Origin of the sequence: Pseudomonas onubensis (genome assembly GCF_965653655.1) — a bacterium.
Classification (GTDB): domain Bacteria; phylum Pseudomonadota; class Gammaproteobacteria; order Pseudomonadales; family Pseudomonadaceae; genus Aquipseudomonas.
In genome coordinates this window covers 1-16,207 of the sequence record NZ_CBFHAZ010000125.1, presented here as the reverse complement: position 1 = coordinate 16,207, position 16,207 = coordinate 1, and the positions used below count along the sequence as shown (strand labels likewise).

Below are 16,207 nucleotides of genomic sequence, written 5' to 3'. Positions count from 1 at the left end.
GCTCGCGAATGCGGTGGGTCAGTCAATTTATCTGTCACTGATACACCGCATTCGCGAGCAAGCCCGCTCCCACATTTCATATCGAGTGAAGTCAGCTGATTTTGTGCAGGTAGGCCGGCAGCGGCTGTTCTGGTAACACCGACAGCACCTTCAGGCGCTGCAACATCCGCTGCCGCGCACGCTGCAAATGCTCACGCAAACTCAGCGCCGCCGCATCAAATGCCCCGTGCAGCAGCAATTCAAGAATCAGGCGATGTTCGGCGAGCATGGCGGGATCTGCGCCGATTCCCAGCAAACGGTAAAAAATACGGCTGATAATCATCGGGCTCTGGCCCTGGCGAATCAGCGCGGCGATCTTGCGGTTTTGCAGGCCGGCCAGGCAGCGCTGGTGCAAGTCTTCTTCGATCTGCTCGATGGCTTCCAGGCTGCAGTGCGGGCTTTGCTGGGCGTTCAGCACGCGCTGCAACATCGCTTCGAGCATCTCGCGGTCCAGGTTTGGCGCACTCTGGCGCAGCGCTTCGGGTTCCAGGCAGGCGCGCAGTTCGTAGTCTTCGGTGACTTCCCGCGCGGTCAACGGCCCGGCCAGCCACTGGGAGTAAGGCTCTTTTTCCACCAGGCCACGGTCGCGCAGGCGCATCAGCGCTTCACGCACCACGGCGCGGCTGACGCTGTAGTGGTCGGCGGCGGCTTGCTCATCCAGGCGGTAGTGACCAAAAGCAATGCACGTGGACAGCGCTGCGCCGATTTCCTCGACAATCCGCTCACCCAGCGGCCGCGTGTCCACCAACTCATCTTCTCCATTAAGGCCCAAGTGCGCATGGCTCAAGGGCAAGCGCAGCGGCTCCATGGCCAGGCCTTCGGGGTTGATCAGGTAGCCACGGCCGTTGAAGCGGCAGATCAGGCCCTCGGCATGCAAAAGGTCCAGGGCCTTGCGCACCGGCACGCGGCTGGTGCCGAACAGCTCGGCCAACGGCGCTTCCAGCAGCACCAGCCCGTGGCGCGCAGTGCCGTTGACGATCGCATCCCGCAGCAACTGGTGAATCATCGCGTAACGGGAGGCCGAGGCGGACACTGCTTTCATCCTGTTCTCTTGGGCGTGTAGGAAAGTGCCGGGGATTCTCTCATAGATGCGCCTGTCACTCTGTGCCACAGAAGTGGCACTTTTTTGGGGCCGGAAAGAAGGAAACGTTACTTTTCGCACCAAAATGTATTTATTAATAAAAGATACATTATTTCGTTTTAGGTGCGTTGTAACGTTTCCGCTGTTTTTTTTAGCGGTCTCAAAAACCATCTAACCCGCTGTTCAAGGCGATAAAGCTGGTTTTCACAAAGGTTCGCCCAAAGAGACTGGCACGAAATCTGCCTTTGTAAAATGTACATTTTATTAATATGTACGTTTTATGGGGGTCATCTTGATGTCAGACGCCACCTCAATGGCTCAAGCGTTCGCCAGCGGTCACACCGACCCGGTGCAAGTGCTGGAACAGGCGCTCGTCCATGCGAGCATGGCGCCCAGCGTCTTTATCTCCCTGACTGCCGAGCGCGCACGCCGCGAGGCCGAAGCCGCAGCCGTCCGTTGGCGTGCCGGCCAGCCCCTGAGCCTGTTCGACGGCGTGCCATTGGCCTGGAAAGATTTGTTCGACGTGGCCGGCAGCATCACCACTGCCGGCGCCGCCTACCGCCGCGAGGCTGCGCCGGCCTTGCTCGACGCGCCCAGTGTCGGGTTGTTGAGCCGTGCCGGGATGGTCAGCATCGGCAAGACCAACCTCAGTGAACTGGCGTATTCCGGCCTGGGCCTGAACCCGCACTTCGGCACGCCGCATAACCCCAGTGGCAGCGACCAACCGCGCATTCCGGGTGGCTCGTCGTCGGGTTCGGCGGTCGCTGTGGCGGCGGGGATTGTACCTATCGCCATGGGCACCGACACCGCCGGCTCGATCCGCATCCCCGCAGCACTCAATGGTGTGGTGGGTTACCGCAGCAGCAGTCGCCGCTACAGCCGCGACGGCGTATTCCCACTCGCCCATACCCTCGACAGCCTCGGCCCGCTGACCCGCAGCGTGCGCGATGCACTGGCCATCGACGACCTGCTCAATGGCCGCACGCAACAGCACGTCGCCCGCAGCCTCAAGGGCCAGCGCTTTGTGCTTGAGCAAGGCGCGCTGGAAGACATCGAGCCCGCCGTGCGCAATAACCTGCTGCGCGCAGTGGACCAGCTCAAGGCCGCCGGCGCGTTGATCGAAGTACGCGCATCAGCCACCTTCCAGGCCACCCTCAACCTGATCAAGCAGGATGGCTGGCTCGGCGCGTTCGAAGCCTTCGCCCTGCACGAAAACCTGTTGGACAGCAGCGATGCCGAGCAACTCGACCCGCGTGTACGCCGTCGCCTGGAGGCCGCGCGCGCACTGCCCGCCAGCCAACTGCTGCACCTGATCGACGCGCGCCGCCGCTTGCAATACCAGTTGGTTGACGAACTCGACGGCGCCTTTTTGATCACCCCGACGGTCGCCCACGTGGCCCCGGCCCTGGCACCGCTGGAAGCCGATGACGACCTGTTCGTCAAAACCAACCTCGCCACCCTGCGCCTGACCATGCCCGGCAGTTTGCTCGACATGCCCGGCGTCAGCCTGCCCAGCGGCCGTGATGTCCTGGGTTTACCCACCGGCCTGCTGCTCAGCGCCCCCAATGGCGAAGACGCACGGCTGCTCAGGACCGCGTTGGCGGTCGAAACCACCCTGGATTTTTAAGGAGACACACCATGGCTAAAGACATTCTCTGTGCATTTGGCGTCGACGTTGACGCCGTCGCCGGCTGGCTCGGTTCCTATGGCGGTGAAGACTCGCCGGACGACATCTCCCGCGGGCTGTTCGCCGGTGAAATCGGCGCGCCGCGCCTGCTCAAACTGTTCGAGCGCTACGGCCTGCGCACCACCTGGTTTATTCCAGGGCACTCGATGGAAACCTTTCCCGAGCAGATGAAGGCCGTGGCCGACGCCGGTCATGAAATCGGCGTGCACGGCTACAGCCACGAAAACCCGATTGCGATGACCGCCGAGCAGGAAGAAATCGTCCTCGATAAATCCATCGAACTGATCACCCAGGTCACCGGCAAGCGCCCGACCGGCTATGTCGCGCCCTGGTGGGAATTCAGCAAGGTCACCAATGAGCTGCTGCTGAAAAAAGGCATCAAGTACGACCACAGCCTGATGCACAACGACTTCCACCCCTACTACGTGCGCAAGGGCGACAGCTGGACCAAGATCGACTACAGCCAGCACCCCGACACCTGGATGAAACCCTTGGTGCGCGGCGAAGAAACCGACCTGGTGGAAATCCCGGCCAACTGGTACCTCGACGACCTGCCGCCGATGATGTTCATCAAAAAAGCCCCCAACAGCCACGGCTTCGTCAACCCGCGCCACCTGGAAGAAATGTGGCGTGACCAGTTCGACTGGGTTTACCGCGAACACGAACACGCGGTGTTCACCATGACCATTCACCCCGATGTATCCGGCCGCCCGCAAGTGCTGTTGATGCTCGAGCGCCTGATCGAACACATCCAGAGCCATGCCGGCGTGCGCTTCGTCACCTTCGACGAAATCGCCGACGACTTTATCCGCCGCCAACCGCGTACCTGATCTGAGTCATCCGTTACCTGTGGCGAGGGAGCTTGCTCCCGCTGGACTGCGGAGCAGTCCCGTTTTTAGGGCCCCTTCGGGCCCCAGCGGGAGCAAGCTCCCTCGCCACAGGTTCAGGTTCCACCTTGGCTAGTCGGCATTTGCCCCCAACCCTGCGAGGCGCGATTTATGTCCATCTACAACAAGCTTGACCTGACTGGCTGGAAACCCCGGCAACTGACGTCCCAGGAAGTGCGTTTTGCCACCTGGATCGCGTTTTTCGCCTGGGTGTTTGCGGTGTATGACTTCATCCTCTTCGGCACCTTGCTGCCGGAGATCGGCCGGCACTTTGGCTGGGGTGAAGTGGAGCAAGCTGAAATCGCGACCTGGGTGGCGGTGGGTACGGCGGTGGTTGCCTTTGCGATTGGCCCGGTTGTCGACAGGTTGGGCCGGCGCAAAGGCATTATTTTTACCGTGGCCGGCTCCGCACTGTGCTCGGCACTTACCGCGATTGGCGGGGCGTGGGGCAAGTCGCCGCTGATTCTGATTCGTTCGCTGGGTGGCCTGGGGTATGCCGAGGAGACTGTCAACGCCACCTACCTGAGCGAGTTGTATGGCGCCTCTGAAGACCCGCGACTGACCAAGCGCCGTGGGTTTATCTACAGCCTGGTGCAGGGCGGTTGGCCGGTGGGTGCGTTGATCGCCGCCGGGTTGACTGCGCTGTTGCTGCCGATTATCGGCTGGCAGGGTTGCTTCATCTTTGCAGCGATCCCGGCCATCGTGATCGCGATCATGGCGCGCAAGCTCAAGGAGAGTCCGCAGTTCCAGATCCATCAGCGCATCAGCGAACTGCGTAAAAGCGGCGCGGTAAAAGAAGCGCAAAACGTCGCCGTGACCTACGGCGTCGACTACGACGAACACAGCAAGGCCGGCCTTAAAGCCGCCTTCCGTGGCCCGGCGCGTCGCGCCACATTGGTCATCGGCGCCGCACTGTTGCTCAACTGGGCAGCGATCCAGGTGTTCAGCGTGCTGGGCACTTCGGTGATCGTCAGCGTGCACCACATCTCCTTCGAGAACTCCCTGATCATCCTCGTGCTGTCCAACCTGGTGGGCTACTGCGGTTACCTGACCCACGGCTGGATGGGCGACAAGATCGGCCGTCGCAATGTCATCGGCCTGGGCTGGATGCTTGGCGGGCTGGCATTTGCCGGGATGCTGTTCGGCCCCAGCAATATGCCGATGGTGGTCGGGCTTTACAGCCTGGGCCTGTTCTTCCTGATCGGGCCGTACTCGGCTGCGCTGTTTTTTATCAGCGAGAGCTTCCCGACCAGCATCCGCGCCACCGGCGGCGCGATCATCCATGCCATGGGGCCGATTGGTGCAGTGGTCGCAGGGTTTGGCGCCACCCAGGTGTTGTCCGCCGGCAGTGACTGGCAGACCGCCGCGCTGTGGTTCGGCGCGCTGCCGTGCTTCTTGTCCGGCGCGCTGATGTTTGCCGCACGCCATGTGCGCCCGGAAACCGTTCAGTAAGGAGTGTTAGATGAGCCGTAAAGTTGCCTTGATTACCGGTGCCGCCAGCGGCATCGGCCAAGCCCTCGCCGTGGCGTATGCGCGCAGTGGCGTGGCGGTGGTCGGCGGGTATTACCCGGCCGATCCCCATGACCCGCATACCACCGCGGCCCTGGTCAAAGAAGCCGGCGGCGAATGCCTGATGCTGGCGCTGGACGTGGGCAATAGTGCCTCGGTCGACGCCCTGGCCGAGGCCGCCGTACAGCACTTCGGCCGCCTCGATTACGCCGTGGCCAACGCCGGTTTGCTGCGTCGCGCGCCGTTGCTGGAGATGACCGATGAACTGTGGGACGAGATGCTCAATGTCGACCTGACGGGGGTGATGCGCACCTTCCGCGCTGCCAGCCGGCACATGAAAGAAGGCGGCGCGCTGGTGGCAATTTCGTCAATTGCTGGTGGCGTGTACGGCTGGCAGGAGCACAGTCACTACGCGGCGGCGAAGGCAGGTGTGCCGGGGTTGTGCCGCTCGTTGGCGGTGGAGTTGGCGGGCTTGGGGATTCGTTGCAATGCGGTGATTCCGGGGTTGATCGAGACGCCGCAGTCGTTGGATGTGAAGAACTCTTTGGGGCCGCAAGGCTTGGCCAGGGCCGCGCGGGCGATTCCGTTGGGGCGGGTAGGGCGGGCGGATGAAGTGGCGTCGCTGGTGCAGTTTTTGACCAGTGAGGCGTCGAGCTATTTGACTGGCCAAAGCATCGTTATCGACGGCGGCTTGACCGTTCGTTGGCCTGACTGAATGCATCCAATCCAAGTGTGGGAGCGGGCTTGCTCGCGAATGCGTCGTGTCAGTCGATGCATTTGTTACTGACCCACCGTATTCGCGAGCAAGCCCGCTCCCACATTGGAACTGTGTTTGTCCAAGGAGACTTGTATGTCCCAACTCGTTAACCGTCGTGCCGTAGTCACCGGCGCCGGCAGCGGCATCGGTGCCGCCATCGCCCGTGCCTACGCTGGCGAAGGCGCGCGCTTGCTGCTGGCCGACCGCAACGCCGCCGGCCTCGCCGAAACCGCGATCACCTGCCGCAACCTCGGCGCCGAGGTGGTCGAGTGCCTGGCCGATGTCGGCACTGTCGAAGGCGCCCAGGCCAGCGTCGACCGCTGCGTCGAGCACTTCGGCGGCATTGATATTCTGGTCAACAACGCTGGCATGCTCACCCAGGCGCGTTGTGTCGACCTCTCCATCGAGATGTGGAACGACATGCTGCGCGTCGACCTCACCAGTGTGTTCGTTGCCAGCCAGCGCGCCTTGCCACACATGCTCGCGCAGCGCTGGGGCCGCATCATCAATGTCGCCTCGCAACTGGGTATCAAGGGCGGCGCTGAGTTGACCCACTATGCAGCGGCCAAGGCCGGCGTGATCGGCTTCACCAAATCCCTGGCACTGGAAGTGGCAAAGGACAACGTGCTGGTCAATGCCATCGCGCCCGGCCCGATTGAGACGCCGTTGGTGGGCGGCATCAGCGCAGACTGGAAGCGTGCCAAAGCCGCCGAGTTGCCCCTGGGCCGCTTCGGCCTGGCCGATGAAGTGGCGCCGACCGCCGTGCTGCTCGCCAGCGAGCCGGGTGGCAACCTGTTTGTCGGCCAGACCCTTGGCCCGAACTGCGGCGATGTCATGCCATGAGTGGGGTGTAAGCATGTGCGGACTCTGTGGCTTGCTCGGTGAAGACCTGCACTGGAGCGACCCCTTGGGCGATGAGCTGCCCAGGCGCCGCGAACGCCTGCGGCGCATTGCGGCGATCAATCAGGTGCTGGCGGTGTTCCGGCTCAAGGTTGAAGACTTTCAGGGCGCGTCCTATTTGCTGTTGGGCGCTACCGGCAAGCAGGCTTTGGCGAGTGGCCTGGATCAACTCTGGCAGGCGGCGCAGAGCATGCTCGGGCGCCCGCTGGACCCGCTTGACCCGCGTTTGCTCGATCATCTGGAGTCGTCATGAGCATTGCCCTTAATGTCATCACCGGCTTCCTCGGCAGTGGCAAAACCACCTTGCTCAAGCGTTTGCTGCAAGGCGAAAGCCTGGGTGATACCGCGCTGTTGATCAATGAATTCGGCGATATCGGCATCGACCATCTGTTGGTGGAAGAAGTCGCGCCAGACACCGTGCTGCTGCCCAGCGGCTGCGTGTGTTGCTCGATTCGCGGCGAGTTGAAAGATGCGTTGCTCGGCCTGTTGCAACGCCGTGAACGCGGTGAGATACCGGCGTTCAAGCGTGTGATCCTCGAGACTACCGGCCTGGCCGACCCGGCGCCAATCCTCGCCACCTTGAACAACGACGTGCAACTGCGCGGGCGTTTTCATATCGGCCTGGTGATTACTTTGGTCGATGCCAGCCACGCCGAGCTGCAGGAACGCCTGCACCCGGAGTGGCTGGCCCAGGTGGCGGCGGCGGACAGGCTGCTGTTGAGCAAGACTGATCTGGCGGGCGACAGCGACTCACTGCGCACGCATTTGCAGGCGCTCAACACTGGCACGCCTATCCTCAATACTCACGAGATCCACAGCGGCGACCAACTGCTGCTCGGCGAAGGTTTGCGCAGTGCAGAGCCGGCGGTTGAAGTCAGCCGCTGGCAACTGCACCGCACCACCACGGCGAGCCACGGTGCTGCGCAAGTCTGCTGCCTGACCTTCGAGCAGCCGTTGGACTGGGTGGGCTTCGGGGTGTGGTTGTCGATGCTGTTAAGATGCCACGGCGAACGAATCCTTCGCGTCAAAGGACTGCTTAACGTGAACGCAAGCTCGGCCCCCATCGTTATTCATGGCGTGCAGCATTGCCTGCATGCACCGGTGCATTTGCCAGCATGGCCAGGCTCCGATCGTCAGTCGCGCCTGGTGTTTATCCTGCGTGGCCTCGACCCGGCGCTGTTGCGGCGCTCCTTTGAAGTGTTCTCACGGCGGTTTGCGGCATGATCACACTGCGTGTCCTCGGTACTTCCGTGACCTTGCTGGAATGCCTGCGCGTGCGCGCCGAGCAGGAGCTGGGCATTCGCCTGGTGTACCAGGTGCACGATGTGGCGCAGGCCCAGCGCATTGCGGTGATGCAACCCGAGAGTTACGACCTGTACGACCAGTGGTTTCACAACGTCGACTTCGTGTGGCCGGCGCGGGCGATCCAGCCCATCGACACTCGGCGTATTGCGTTGTGGCATGAGATCAACGACCTGCCCAAGCGCGGCCGGCTCTCGGCCAGCGACCGCCTGGGCAGCGGCAGCGTGCCCAGTGAGCGCTTGTTCGTGCAGCACGACGGCAGCCTCGGCAGCACAGTGACCGAACGCATCAGCATGCTGCCGCTGACCCACAACGCCGACAGTTTTGCCTACCGCCCCGAGCGTTTGCCCGACGGCTTCAGCCACGGCAATGAAAGCTGGGGCTGGCTGCTCGACCCGGCCTGGCGCGCGCGTACCGCGTTGCAAAGCGACGCGGCGATTGGCGCGCTGGATGCGGCGCTGGCCGTGCAAGGCGCGGGGCTGGCGCAGTTCAAGGACATCGGCAACATGAGCATCGAAGAGATCGATGTGCTGGCCGACATCCTGGTGCGCAAGCAAAAGGAAGGGCACTTCGCCGCGTTCTGGTCCGATGATGAAGAAGCCGCGCAGTTGATGCTCAGCCCGAGCATCGATATCCAGAGCCTGTGGTCGCCGACCTTGATGCGCTTGCACCGTGCGGGTGTGAAGTACCGGCTGGCGGTGCCGCGGGAAGGTTATCGCGCCTGGTTTGGCGGCTTGTCATTGTCACGCCATGCCCGGGGCCCGGTGCTGGAGGCGGCGTATGCCTATCTCAATTGGTGGTTGTCCGGGTGGCCGGGCGCGGTGATGGCGCGTCAGGGTTACTACATCGGCAACCCGGCGCGCACCCGCGACCATTTGAGCAGCGCCGAGTGGGATTACTGGTACGCCGGCCTGCCGGCCCGCGAGGAGTTGCCAGGCAGCGATGGTTTGCCGTTGATCGACATCGGTGACGTGCGCGATGGCGGCTCCTACGAGCAACGCATGGGGCACATCGCGGTGTGGAACTCGGTGATGGATGAACACAACTACCTGGTGCGCCGTTGGGGGGACTTTATGCGCGCGGGCCGTGGGCTGATTTGCCCTTAAGCGGCGTCATGAACCCGCAAGCGTAGCGGGTATTTGAAAGTAATAATGAACGTCGGAGCTGACAAGTTTGCCCTTTCACGGCGCAACAGGCGTAGTGGCTGTAACGTCTGTCGCGCCGACTGTTGGCGTACGCGGTGAGTGTGCGAGAGCAGAGACACACTCTGGCCGGGAAGTGCTATTGATTACACGTTGGTAGTGATCGATGAACAGGGCTTTATGACTCGAATATTATCCCAGCGGCACTTTAGAAAGAGGCGCGACATATCGACTACGTGCGTTGTTTTCCAAACCTCGGTTTTTAAGTTTCCATCGATCTTCGCGTTGAGCGTGATATAGCGATCGGCGGGGTCATTGAGAAATACACACGCGGCGGCATTGACCACGGTGGCGTCAGTCGGTGCCCCATCGCCTTCGTGAAATCTCAGCCGTACCAGGTCGGGTTTGCCATCCAGGTCAAGGTCTTCGGTAAAAATTTCAAGGTAGCGGTTAAACGGGCGATCAATCTTCCACCACTTGAACTGGAGAAAACATTTGGCCAGGGCTCGGGCCAAAGCAGCATCGACGCTATTGTTAACGCCGTTACCATTAATGTCATCGGCCAGCACCCACTTTAAACTTCCATGGTCGTGTTCCGGCGTATTCATGACTAGCGCTTCAGCGACGGCTTTAGGGTTGACGCCATCAAAAAACTCCATGTAAACCGCGTCAATTACGTTGTTGTCGTAATCGTCCTGAGCCGTGATCTTCAAATAGCGCATTGCAACGTCCTTGAAAAAAAGAAAGTCGATATTTTCATTATTTTTATAATAAGACCATGAGCGCTATTGGACTGAAAGTGCCGGAAAGTGCGTATTGGTTTGTATGATTTTTAGGCTTAAAGTCAACGCGACGTCGCCAATAATATGACAGTCTGCTTTCATCTTTCATTGGGTTTACTTATTCAAAGTCCCAGCTAATCTTCAACCACCCACTTTCCAACACACACACTGGAATTTTTTGACGCCAGGTCAGCCGTCGCCAAGGATGCGTATGACAAAAGGACGCAGTGGCACAGAGAGGCGAGCGCGGCCGCAGGGTTCGGCCATGCAGTGGCGTCACACCTTCCAGACACGCATCGCCGGGGTGCTGGCGCTGTTGCTGCTGGTGGTGGTGGCGGCCACTTACTTTGCGGTCAAGGCTGCCACCACCCGCGCTGTGGAAAACCAGGCCCAGGTTCAGCTCAGCACGGGCATCCAGGTCTTTGAGCGGCTGTTGGACCTGCGCGGGCGCCGCCTGCAATACGGGTTGGACTGGCTGACCATGGACGGTCCTTTCAAACAAGCGGTGATCGACGCCAAGGCCGATTCGATCCTGACTGCATTGCGCCGGCATGGCACCGGTATCCACTCCACCGAGGTGTTTGTGCTCGGCCTGGATAGCAAGGTGATGGTCAGCACCTTGCCGGTGTTGGTACAGGGCACGCTGTTTCCCTATGAGGCAGCCCTGCGTCATGCGCGGCGCAGTGGCCAGCAAATGCTTATCGTCGCCATGGACGGCCAGCCCTATTTACTGGTGCAGGACGAAGTGCTCGACCCGGAGCCCATCGCCCGTGTGGTCATGGGTTTTCCCATGGACAAGTTGTTCGCCAATGAATTGCGCTCCATGAGCAACCTTGAAGTGTCGTTCCTCAGTGAGCAAGACGGCCGCGTCGGCCAGTTGTTCAGCACCCAGCCTGAGGCCTATCAAGACACCGTCATCAGCCTGATGCGCGACAGCCACCCCAACCCTGAGGCGCAGATCCATGTGTTTCACGGGCAACGTGTGCTGAGCCAGGTGCTGCCGCTGGCCAACACCGGCGATGGCGATCAAGTACGCGTGTTGCTGCAAAGCCCGCTGGACCATGCGCTGGAATCCTTTGCGCCGCTGGACCGGCAGTTCCTCGGGATCGCCCTGGCGGTGCTGCTGGTGTCGCTGGTGGCCGCTTTGTTTTTGGCGAGGCGTGTATCGCGCCCGCTCAATGCCTTGGTCGAGGCCGCTGAACGCATTGGTGCCGGTGACTACCGCACGCCGGTGCGAGTGCGCAGCCATGATGAATTTGGCTTGCTGGCCCGTGCTTTCAACGCCATGCAAAGCGGCATCGCTGTGCGCGAGCGGCAACTGGCGCATAACGCTCTGCATGATCCGCTCACCGGGTTGCCCAACCGCGCCCTGGCCATGGAGCGTCTGGGCAGTGCGATCAGTGCGCGGCGGCCGGTGGTGTTGCTGTACCTGGGGATCGAAAACTACCGGGTGATCAACGAAGGCTTCGGCCCTCAGGGCGTCGAAGAAATGCTGCGTGAAGCCAGCCGCTGCTTGTCCATGAGCCTGCTGGCCAGCGACACCGCGGCGCGCATCGCCGGCAGTGAGTTTTTGCTGTTGCTGGAAAACACCGAGATCGACCGCGCCGTGGCCCGTGCTGATCGCCTTTACGGGCTGCTCACCGAACCCCAGCGCATCGGCAATGATGAGGTGCGCCATGAAGTCAGCATCGGCATCGCCGCCTACCCCACCGACGGCCAGCAGGTCGAAGAGTTGATCAGCCGCGCGGCCATTGCCCGGCATGATGCAGCGAGCCTGCCGGGGCATTTGCAGATCTATCAGCAAGACCGCGACCTTGCACACCAGCGCCAGATCACCTTGATTCGCGACCTGCGCCGGGCGGTGGTCGAGGGTGAATTGTTCTTGTGTTACCAGCCCAAGCTCGACCTCAAGCACGGCCATGTACGCCAGGCTGAAGCCTTGCTGCGCTGGCAGCATCCGACCCTTGGGCAGGTGTCGCCCACCGAATTTATCCCGCTGGCCGAGCGTACCGGCAGCATGGGCAGCCTGACTTTGTGGGCAATCGAGGAGGCGATCCGGCAAATGGCCGAGTGGTCGCAGCGCGGTTTGCACCTGCAACTCTCGGTGAATATTTCGGTGGATGATTTGGCTGATGATGACTTGGCCATCCGCGTCACTGCCTTGTTGATGCAATACAAGGTCGCGGCTGAACAGCTGATTTTCGAGATCACCGAAAGCGCGATCATGCACAACCCGCAGCAGGCGCTCAGCGTGCTGGAACAACTGCGTGGCTGCGGCATCAGCCTGTCGGTGGATGACTTCGGCACCGGCTATTCATCGCTGGCGCAATTGCAGCGTTTGCCGGTGCAGGAACTGAAGATCGACCAGTCGTTTATCCGCAACCTCGACAGCGCCAGTGGCGACGGTGTGATCGTGCGTTCGACCATTGAAATGAGCCACAACCTGGGGCTCAAGGTGGTGGCGGAGGGCGTGGAGTTCGAGCCCAGCTTGAAGTTGCTCAGGCAGTGGAAGTGCGACACGGCGCAGGGGTATCTGATCAGTCGGCCGTTGAATGCGATGGCGTTTGAGATGTGGATGCGGCGCGAGCGGGTGGCTTTGTAAGGCCTGATCTCCAGGCATTCCTGCGATAGCGGGTTGGACAGACCACCTGAATGTTGAAGTTGTGCTCGGTCAAAATGTGGGAGCGGGCTTGCTCGCGAATGCGGTGTGTCAGTCACACGATGAATTAGCTGAAAGACCGTATTCGCGAGCAAGCCCGCTCCCACATTGGATTTTCACAGGGCACAAAAAAGGCGGCTACCCGTGAAGGTAGCCGCCTTTGTTTTACCGCCGGTTCAGCTTAATCCGGCAGTTTGAACGCCATCACATAGTCACCCTGCTTGGTGCCCAGCGAGCCGTGACCGCCGGCCATGACCAGCACGTATTGCTTGCCGTCCTTGCCGGTGTAGGTCATCGGTGTGGTTTGCGCGCCTGCAGGCAGGCGGCCTTCCCACAGCTGCTTGCCGTTTTTCACGTCATAGGCACGCAGGTACTGGTCGAGGGTGCCGCTGAGGAACGCGACGCCGCCGGCGGTGGTGAATGTACCGCCCAGGCTAGGCACGCCCATGGTCAGCGGGATCGGGACCGGCGAGCTGTCACGCACGGTGCCGTTCTTGTGCATCCAGATGGTCTGGTGGTTGGTCAGATCGACCGCCGCCACATAACCCCACGCCGGCGCCTGGCACGGCAGGCCCAGAGGTGACAGCAGTGCTTCGAGGATCACGCCATACGGCGCGCCTTTGTTCGGCTGCACACCTTCGGTTTCGCTGACGCGTGGGCCTTGCTTGGCAATGTCGGCCGCCGGGATCAGTTTCGATTTGAACGCCATGTAGCTCGGGTTCACGAAAGCAATCTGGCGAACCGGGTCGACGGAAATGCCGCCCCAGTCGAACACGCCGAAGTTGCCTGGGTAAACGATCGAACCTTGCAGCGACGGCGGAGTGAACGGACCGTCGTAGCGCATGGATTTGAAATCAATCCGGCACAGCATTTGGTCGAACGGGGTCACGCCCCACATGTCGCGTTCTTTCAACGGCGGCGGCATGAAGTTCAGGTCGGACTTCGGTTGGGTCGGCGAGGTGTGATCACCGGCCACTGCGCCCTGCGGTACAGGGATTTCGTTGATCGGCACCACCGGCTTGCCGTTGCTGCGGTCCAGCACGTAGATGCTGCCTTGCTTGGTCGAGGCCATTACCGCTTGCTTGACGCCGTCAGCGGTCTTGATGTCGATCAGCGAAGGCTGGCCGCCCACGTCCATGTCCCACAGGTCATGGTGAGTGAACTGGAAGGTCCACTTCACGTGGCCGCTGTCGATGTCCAGAGCGGTCAGGCCGGCGCTGTATTTTTCCGAGTCTTCGGTACGGTCGCCGCCGTATTGGTCTGGCATCTGGTTGCCCATCGGCAGGTAGAGCATGCCGAGTTTTTCATCGACGCTGAACATGGACCACATGTTCGGCGAGTTGCGGGTGTAGGTCTTGCCCTCGGCCAACGGGGTGGTGTCGTCCGGGTTGCCGCTGTCCCAGTTCCACACCAGCTTGCCGGTGTGTACGTCGAACGCGCGGATCACGCCGCTAGGCTCGTCGGTGGAGACGTTGTCGGTCACGTGGCCGCCGATCACGACCAGGTTTTTGGTCACGGCCGGTGGCGAGGTGGAGTAGTAACCGCCTGGGGCGAAGCTGCCGATGTTGGCGCGCAGGTCGACCTGGCCTTTGTCACCGAAGTCTTCGCACATCTTGCCGGTGTCGGCGTTCAGGGCGATCAGACGGGTGTCGGCAGTGGGCACGAAGATGCGTTTCGGGCAGGCATTCGGTGCCGCAGCCGGGCTGGCGCTGCCGGTCGGGCTCTGTTCGGAAGCGTAGGCGGCGTCATCGTGATACGACACACCACGGCAGGTCATGTGCGCCCAACCCTTGAAGTTGGCAGCACCTTCGCTGCTGATCTTCGGGTCGAAACGCCAGATTTCCTTGCCGGTGTCCGGGTCCAGGGCAATCACCTGGCTGTGCGGCGTGCACACGTAGAGCATGCCGTTGACTTTCAGCGGGGTGTTTTCTGCGGTGGTTTCACCGGGATCGCCTGGGCCGGGGATGTCACCGGTGCGATAGGTCCACGCCGGCACCAGCTTGTGGGCGTTTTCCGGGGTGATTTGCGCCAATGGCGAGTAACGATCACCGAAGGCCGAGCGGCCATAAGAGTTCCAGTCGCCATCGGCCTGGGCCGGTGCAGCGCTGGCCATGCCTGGCGCGGCGTCGCGGTCCAGTTGGCCGGTCTTGACCATTTCACCCGGGTTGGTGAATTGGCTGGCCAGGGCGGCAGCGCCCGCCAGCACCACGGCTACGCTCAGCGCACCAGTGCCCAGCGGCGCGGGTTGGCCACGCAGCAACGGACGGCGAAACCACGGCAGCAGCAAGACGATGCCCAAGGCGAACAGCAGGGCCAGGCGCGGCACCAATTGCCACCAGTCCAGGCCGACTTCCCACAGTGCCCACACGGTACTGGCGAACAGCACCAGTGCGTACAGGCCCAGCGCAGCGCGGCGGGTAGCCAGCAGCAATACGCCGGTGAGGGCGATGCCGATACCGGCCAGCAGGTAGTACAGCGACCCGCCGAGCATGCTCAGCTTGACGCCGCCAGCCAGCAAGGCCAGCCCCATGATCAGCAGCAAGACGCCTAGCAGCCTGGGCAGCAGGCGGCTTGGGCTTGAGGCACCATCAGTGCTCATAGTGTGTTTCTCCGTGACGTTGGAATTATGTAACCCCGTGCTTCACTGTAGATGACGATTCGGCGCGGGCTTGGTTCAGCGTTAATTTGGGTTTTTCTGGGGATAACTCGGTTATCCACAGGCGGGCGATTGAATCCCACGCGCTAGTCGGTTTAAGACAGCGCTGTCTTTTAGGCAGGGAATATTCGGCAAGATGGGATCGACCGCAGGCGTGAAACGTTTCAGTGTGTTGCGGCAAGGATAAAGCGCCTTCTCGTTTTGAGAAAGGGTAATTGGTGAGATGCATCATTTCAGATCTGGTAACAGTGACAGAACGTCGCTGCAAGAATGGCTGTAGAGGCTGGCTTTTGTGGGACTGGTTTGCCTGTGAGGGTCATAGGCATCTACGCAAATATCGGCGTCTGGGGTGGGGGAGTACATATCCGTTGCTGCGGTCACGGCTACTTAGGGTTCCGCCCTTACGGCGGGTCACTTTTGGCAAACGCCCGGAATGCCGGCCCAGCCAAAAGTAACCAAAAGGTCTGTGCCCCACCACTCGGCACCTCGCTTGGGCTCGGTGTGCCAGAACGAAGGCTTGAATCCGTGGGCCGCCGCGATGGGCCATCCTTGGCCCCGCGCGGCTAACCCGGCGTCCTGCCGGGTTACCCACGGATTGAAGCCTGCGTTCGGCCATCGTGGTTAACGGGGCGCCTCAGATCAAGATCTACAGCACGGCGGCCTGAAAGCCGACCTGAGTGGTTGAAGCAAGAGCCAGATCAAGTGCAAGGCAAAAGCCTGTCTACCTGACTCAACGCAGTCTAAATGTGGGAGCGGGCTTGCTCGCGAATGCGGTGGGTCAGTCAATTCATCTGTCACTGATACAC

The 16,207-nt window shown here is 61.4% G+C and carries 12 protein-coding genes; 9 read left to right on the top strand and 3 right to left on the bottom strand.

Annotated elements, in window-relative coordinates:
• Nucleotides 1–91 precede the first annotated feature (91 nt).
• Nucleotides 92–1,081 (bottom strand): GntR family transcriptional regulator, encoded by a 990-nt coding sequence (locus ACTD9P_RS26525; RefSeq protein WP_438870002.1) that lies wholly within the window; start codon nt 1,079–1,081, stop codon nt 92–94.
• Nucleotides 1,082–1,415: 334 nt separating this feature from the next.
• Here ACTD9P_RS26525 and ACTD9P_RS26520 point away from each other — a divergent pair, with 334 nt between their 5' ends.
• The 8 genes from ACTD9P_RS26520 (at nt 1,416) to ACTD9P_RS26485 (ending at nt 9,268) form a co-directional block, all read left to right on the top strand.
• Complete coding sequence (locus tag ACTD9P_RS26520; RefSeq protein ID WP_438870001.1) at nt 1,416–2,747, top strand: amidase; 1,332 nt, start codon at nt 1,416–1,418, stop codon at nt 2,745–2,747.
• 11 nt (nt 2,748–2,758) lie between these two features.
• Nucleotides 2,759–3,637 (top strand): polysaccharide deacetylase family protein, encoded by an 879-nt coding sequence (locus ACTD9P_RS26515; protein WP_003234086.1) that lies wholly within the window; start codon nt 2,759–2,761, stop codon nt 3,635–3,637.
• A gap of 168 nt (nt 3,638–3,805) precedes the next feature.
• On the top strand, nt 3,806–5,146 hold the full coding sequence (locus ACTD9P_RS26510) for an MFS transporter (protein ID WP_438870000.1): 1,341 nt from the start codon (nt 3,806–3,808) through the stop codon (nt 5,144–5,146).
• A 10-nt stretch (nt 5,147–5,156) separates the two neighbouring features.
• Nucleotides 5,157–5,918 (top strand): SDR family NAD(P)-dependent oxidoreductase, encoded by a 762-nt coding sequence (locus ACTD9P_RS26505; protein ID WP_438869999.1) that lies wholly within the window; start codon nt 5,157–5,159, stop codon nt 5,916–5,918.
• 135 nt (nt 5,919–6,053) lie between these two features.
• A complete protein-coding gene (locus ACTD9P_RS26500; RefSeq protein WP_438869998.1) occupies nt 6,054–6,803 on the top strand; it encodes an SDR family NAD(P)-dependent oxidoreductase in 750 nt (249 codons plus the stop codon).
• Between the two features lie 13 nt (nt 6,804–6,816).
• Entirely contained in the window at nt 6,817–7,113 is a 297-nt protein-coding gene (locus ACTD9P_RS26495) for a hypothetical protein (protein ID WP_438869997.1), read from the top strand.
• Nucleotides 7,110–8,084, top strand: a complete 975-nt coding sequence (locus tag ACTD9P_RS26490; protein ID WP_438869996.1) for a CobW family GTP-binding protein — start codon at nt 7,110–7,112, stop codon at nt 8,082–8,084. The genes ACTD9P_RS26495 and ACTD9P_RS26490 overlap by 4 nt, the downstream gene beginning before the upstream one ends.
• Nucleotides 8,081–9,268 (top strand): ABC transporter substrate-binding protein, encoded by a 1,188-nt coding sequence (locus ACTD9P_RS26485; protein WP_438869995.1) that lies wholly within the window; start codon nt 8,081–8,083, stop codon nt 9,266–9,268. The genes ACTD9P_RS26490 and ACTD9P_RS26485 overlap by 4 nt, the downstream gene beginning before the upstream one ends.
• Before the next feature lie 182 nt (nt 9,269–9,450).
• Here the strand turns inward: ACTD9P_RS26485 and ACTD9P_RS26480 are convergent, their stop codons facing one another.
• Complete coding sequence (locus tag ACTD9P_RS26480; protein ID WP_438869994.1) at nt 9,451–10,026, bottom strand: hypothetical protein; 576 nt, start codon at nt 10,024–10,026, stop codon at nt 9,451–9,453.
• A gap of 325 nt (nt 10,027–10,351) precedes the next feature.
• On the opposite strand from ACTD9P_RS26480, the gene ACTD9P_RS26475 reads away from it, so the two are divergent.
• Nucleotides 10,352–12,688, top strand: a complete 2,337-nt coding sequence (locus tag ACTD9P_RS26475) for a putative bifunctional diguanylate cyclase/phosphodiesterase (RefSeq protein WP_438869993.1) — start codon at nt 10,352–10,354, stop codon at nt 12,686–12,688.
• Nucleotides 12,689–12,926: 238 nt separating this feature from the next.
• Here ACTD9P_RS26475 and ACTD9P_RS26470 read toward each other — a convergent pair whose 3' ends face one another.
• The gene (locus ACTD9P_RS26470) at nt 12,927–15,344 is read right to left on the bottom strand and encodes a glucose/quinate/shikimate family membrane-bound PQQ-dependent dehydrogenase (protein WP_438869992.1); all 2,418 of its coding nucleotides are present in this window, start codon (nt 15,342–15,344) and stop codon (nt 12,927–12,929) included.
• Between the last annotated feature and the right edge of the window lie 863 nt (nt 15,345–16,207).

Excerpts from the sequence above, each read along its gene's own strand:
- ACTD9P_RS26525 (WP_438870002.1), bottom strand. The coding sequence starts at position 1,081 with ATGAAAGCAGTGTCCGCCTCGGCCTCCCGTTACGCGATGATTCACCAG.
- ACTD9P_RS26520 (WP_438870001.1), top strand. The coding sequence starts at position 1,416 with ATGTCAGACGCCACCTCAATGGCTCAAGCGTTCGCCAGCGGTCACACC.
- ACTD9P_RS26515 (WP_003234086.1), top strand. The coding sequence starts at position 2,759 with ATGGCTAAAGACATTCTCTGTGCATTTGGCGTCGACGTTGACGCCGTC.
- ACTD9P_RS26510 (WP_438870000.1), top strand. The coding sequence starts at position 3,806 with ATGTCCATCTACAACAAGCTTGACCTGACTGGCTGGAAACCCCGGCAA.
- ACTD9P_RS26505 (WP_438869999.1), top strand. The coding sequence starts at position 5,157 with ATGAGCCGTAAAGTTGCCTTGATTACCGGTGCCGCCAGCGGCATCGGC.
- ACTD9P_RS26500 (WP_438869998.1), top strand. The coding sequence starts at position 6,054 with ATGTCCCAACTCGTTAACCGTCGTGCCGTAGTCACCGGCGCCGGCAGC.
- ACTD9P_RS26495 (WP_438869997.1), top strand. The coding sequence starts at position 6,817 with ATGTGCGGACTCTGTGGCTTGCTCGGTGAAGACCTGCACTGGAGCGAC.
- ACTD9P_RS26490 (WP_438869996.1), top strand. The coding sequence starts at position 7,110 with ATGAGCATTGCCCTTAATGTCATCACCGGCTTCCTCGGCAGTGGCAAA.
- ACTD9P_RS26485 (WP_438869995.1), top strand. The coding sequence starts at position 8,081 with ATGATCACACTGCGTGTCCTCGGTACTTCCGTGACCTTGCTGGAATGC.
- ACTD9P_RS26480 (WP_438869994.1), bottom strand. The coding sequence starts at position 10,026 with ATGCGCTATTTGAAGATCACGGCTCAGGACGATTACGACAACAACGTA.
- ACTD9P_RS26475 (WP_438869993.1), top strand. The coding sequence starts at position 10,352 with ATGCAGTGGCGTCACACCTTCCAGACACGCATCGCCGGGGTGCTGGCG.
- ACTD9P_RS26470 (WP_438869992.1), bottom strand. The coding sequence starts at position 15,344 with ATGAGCACTGATGGTGCCTCAAGCCCAAGCCGCCTGCTGCCCAGGCTG.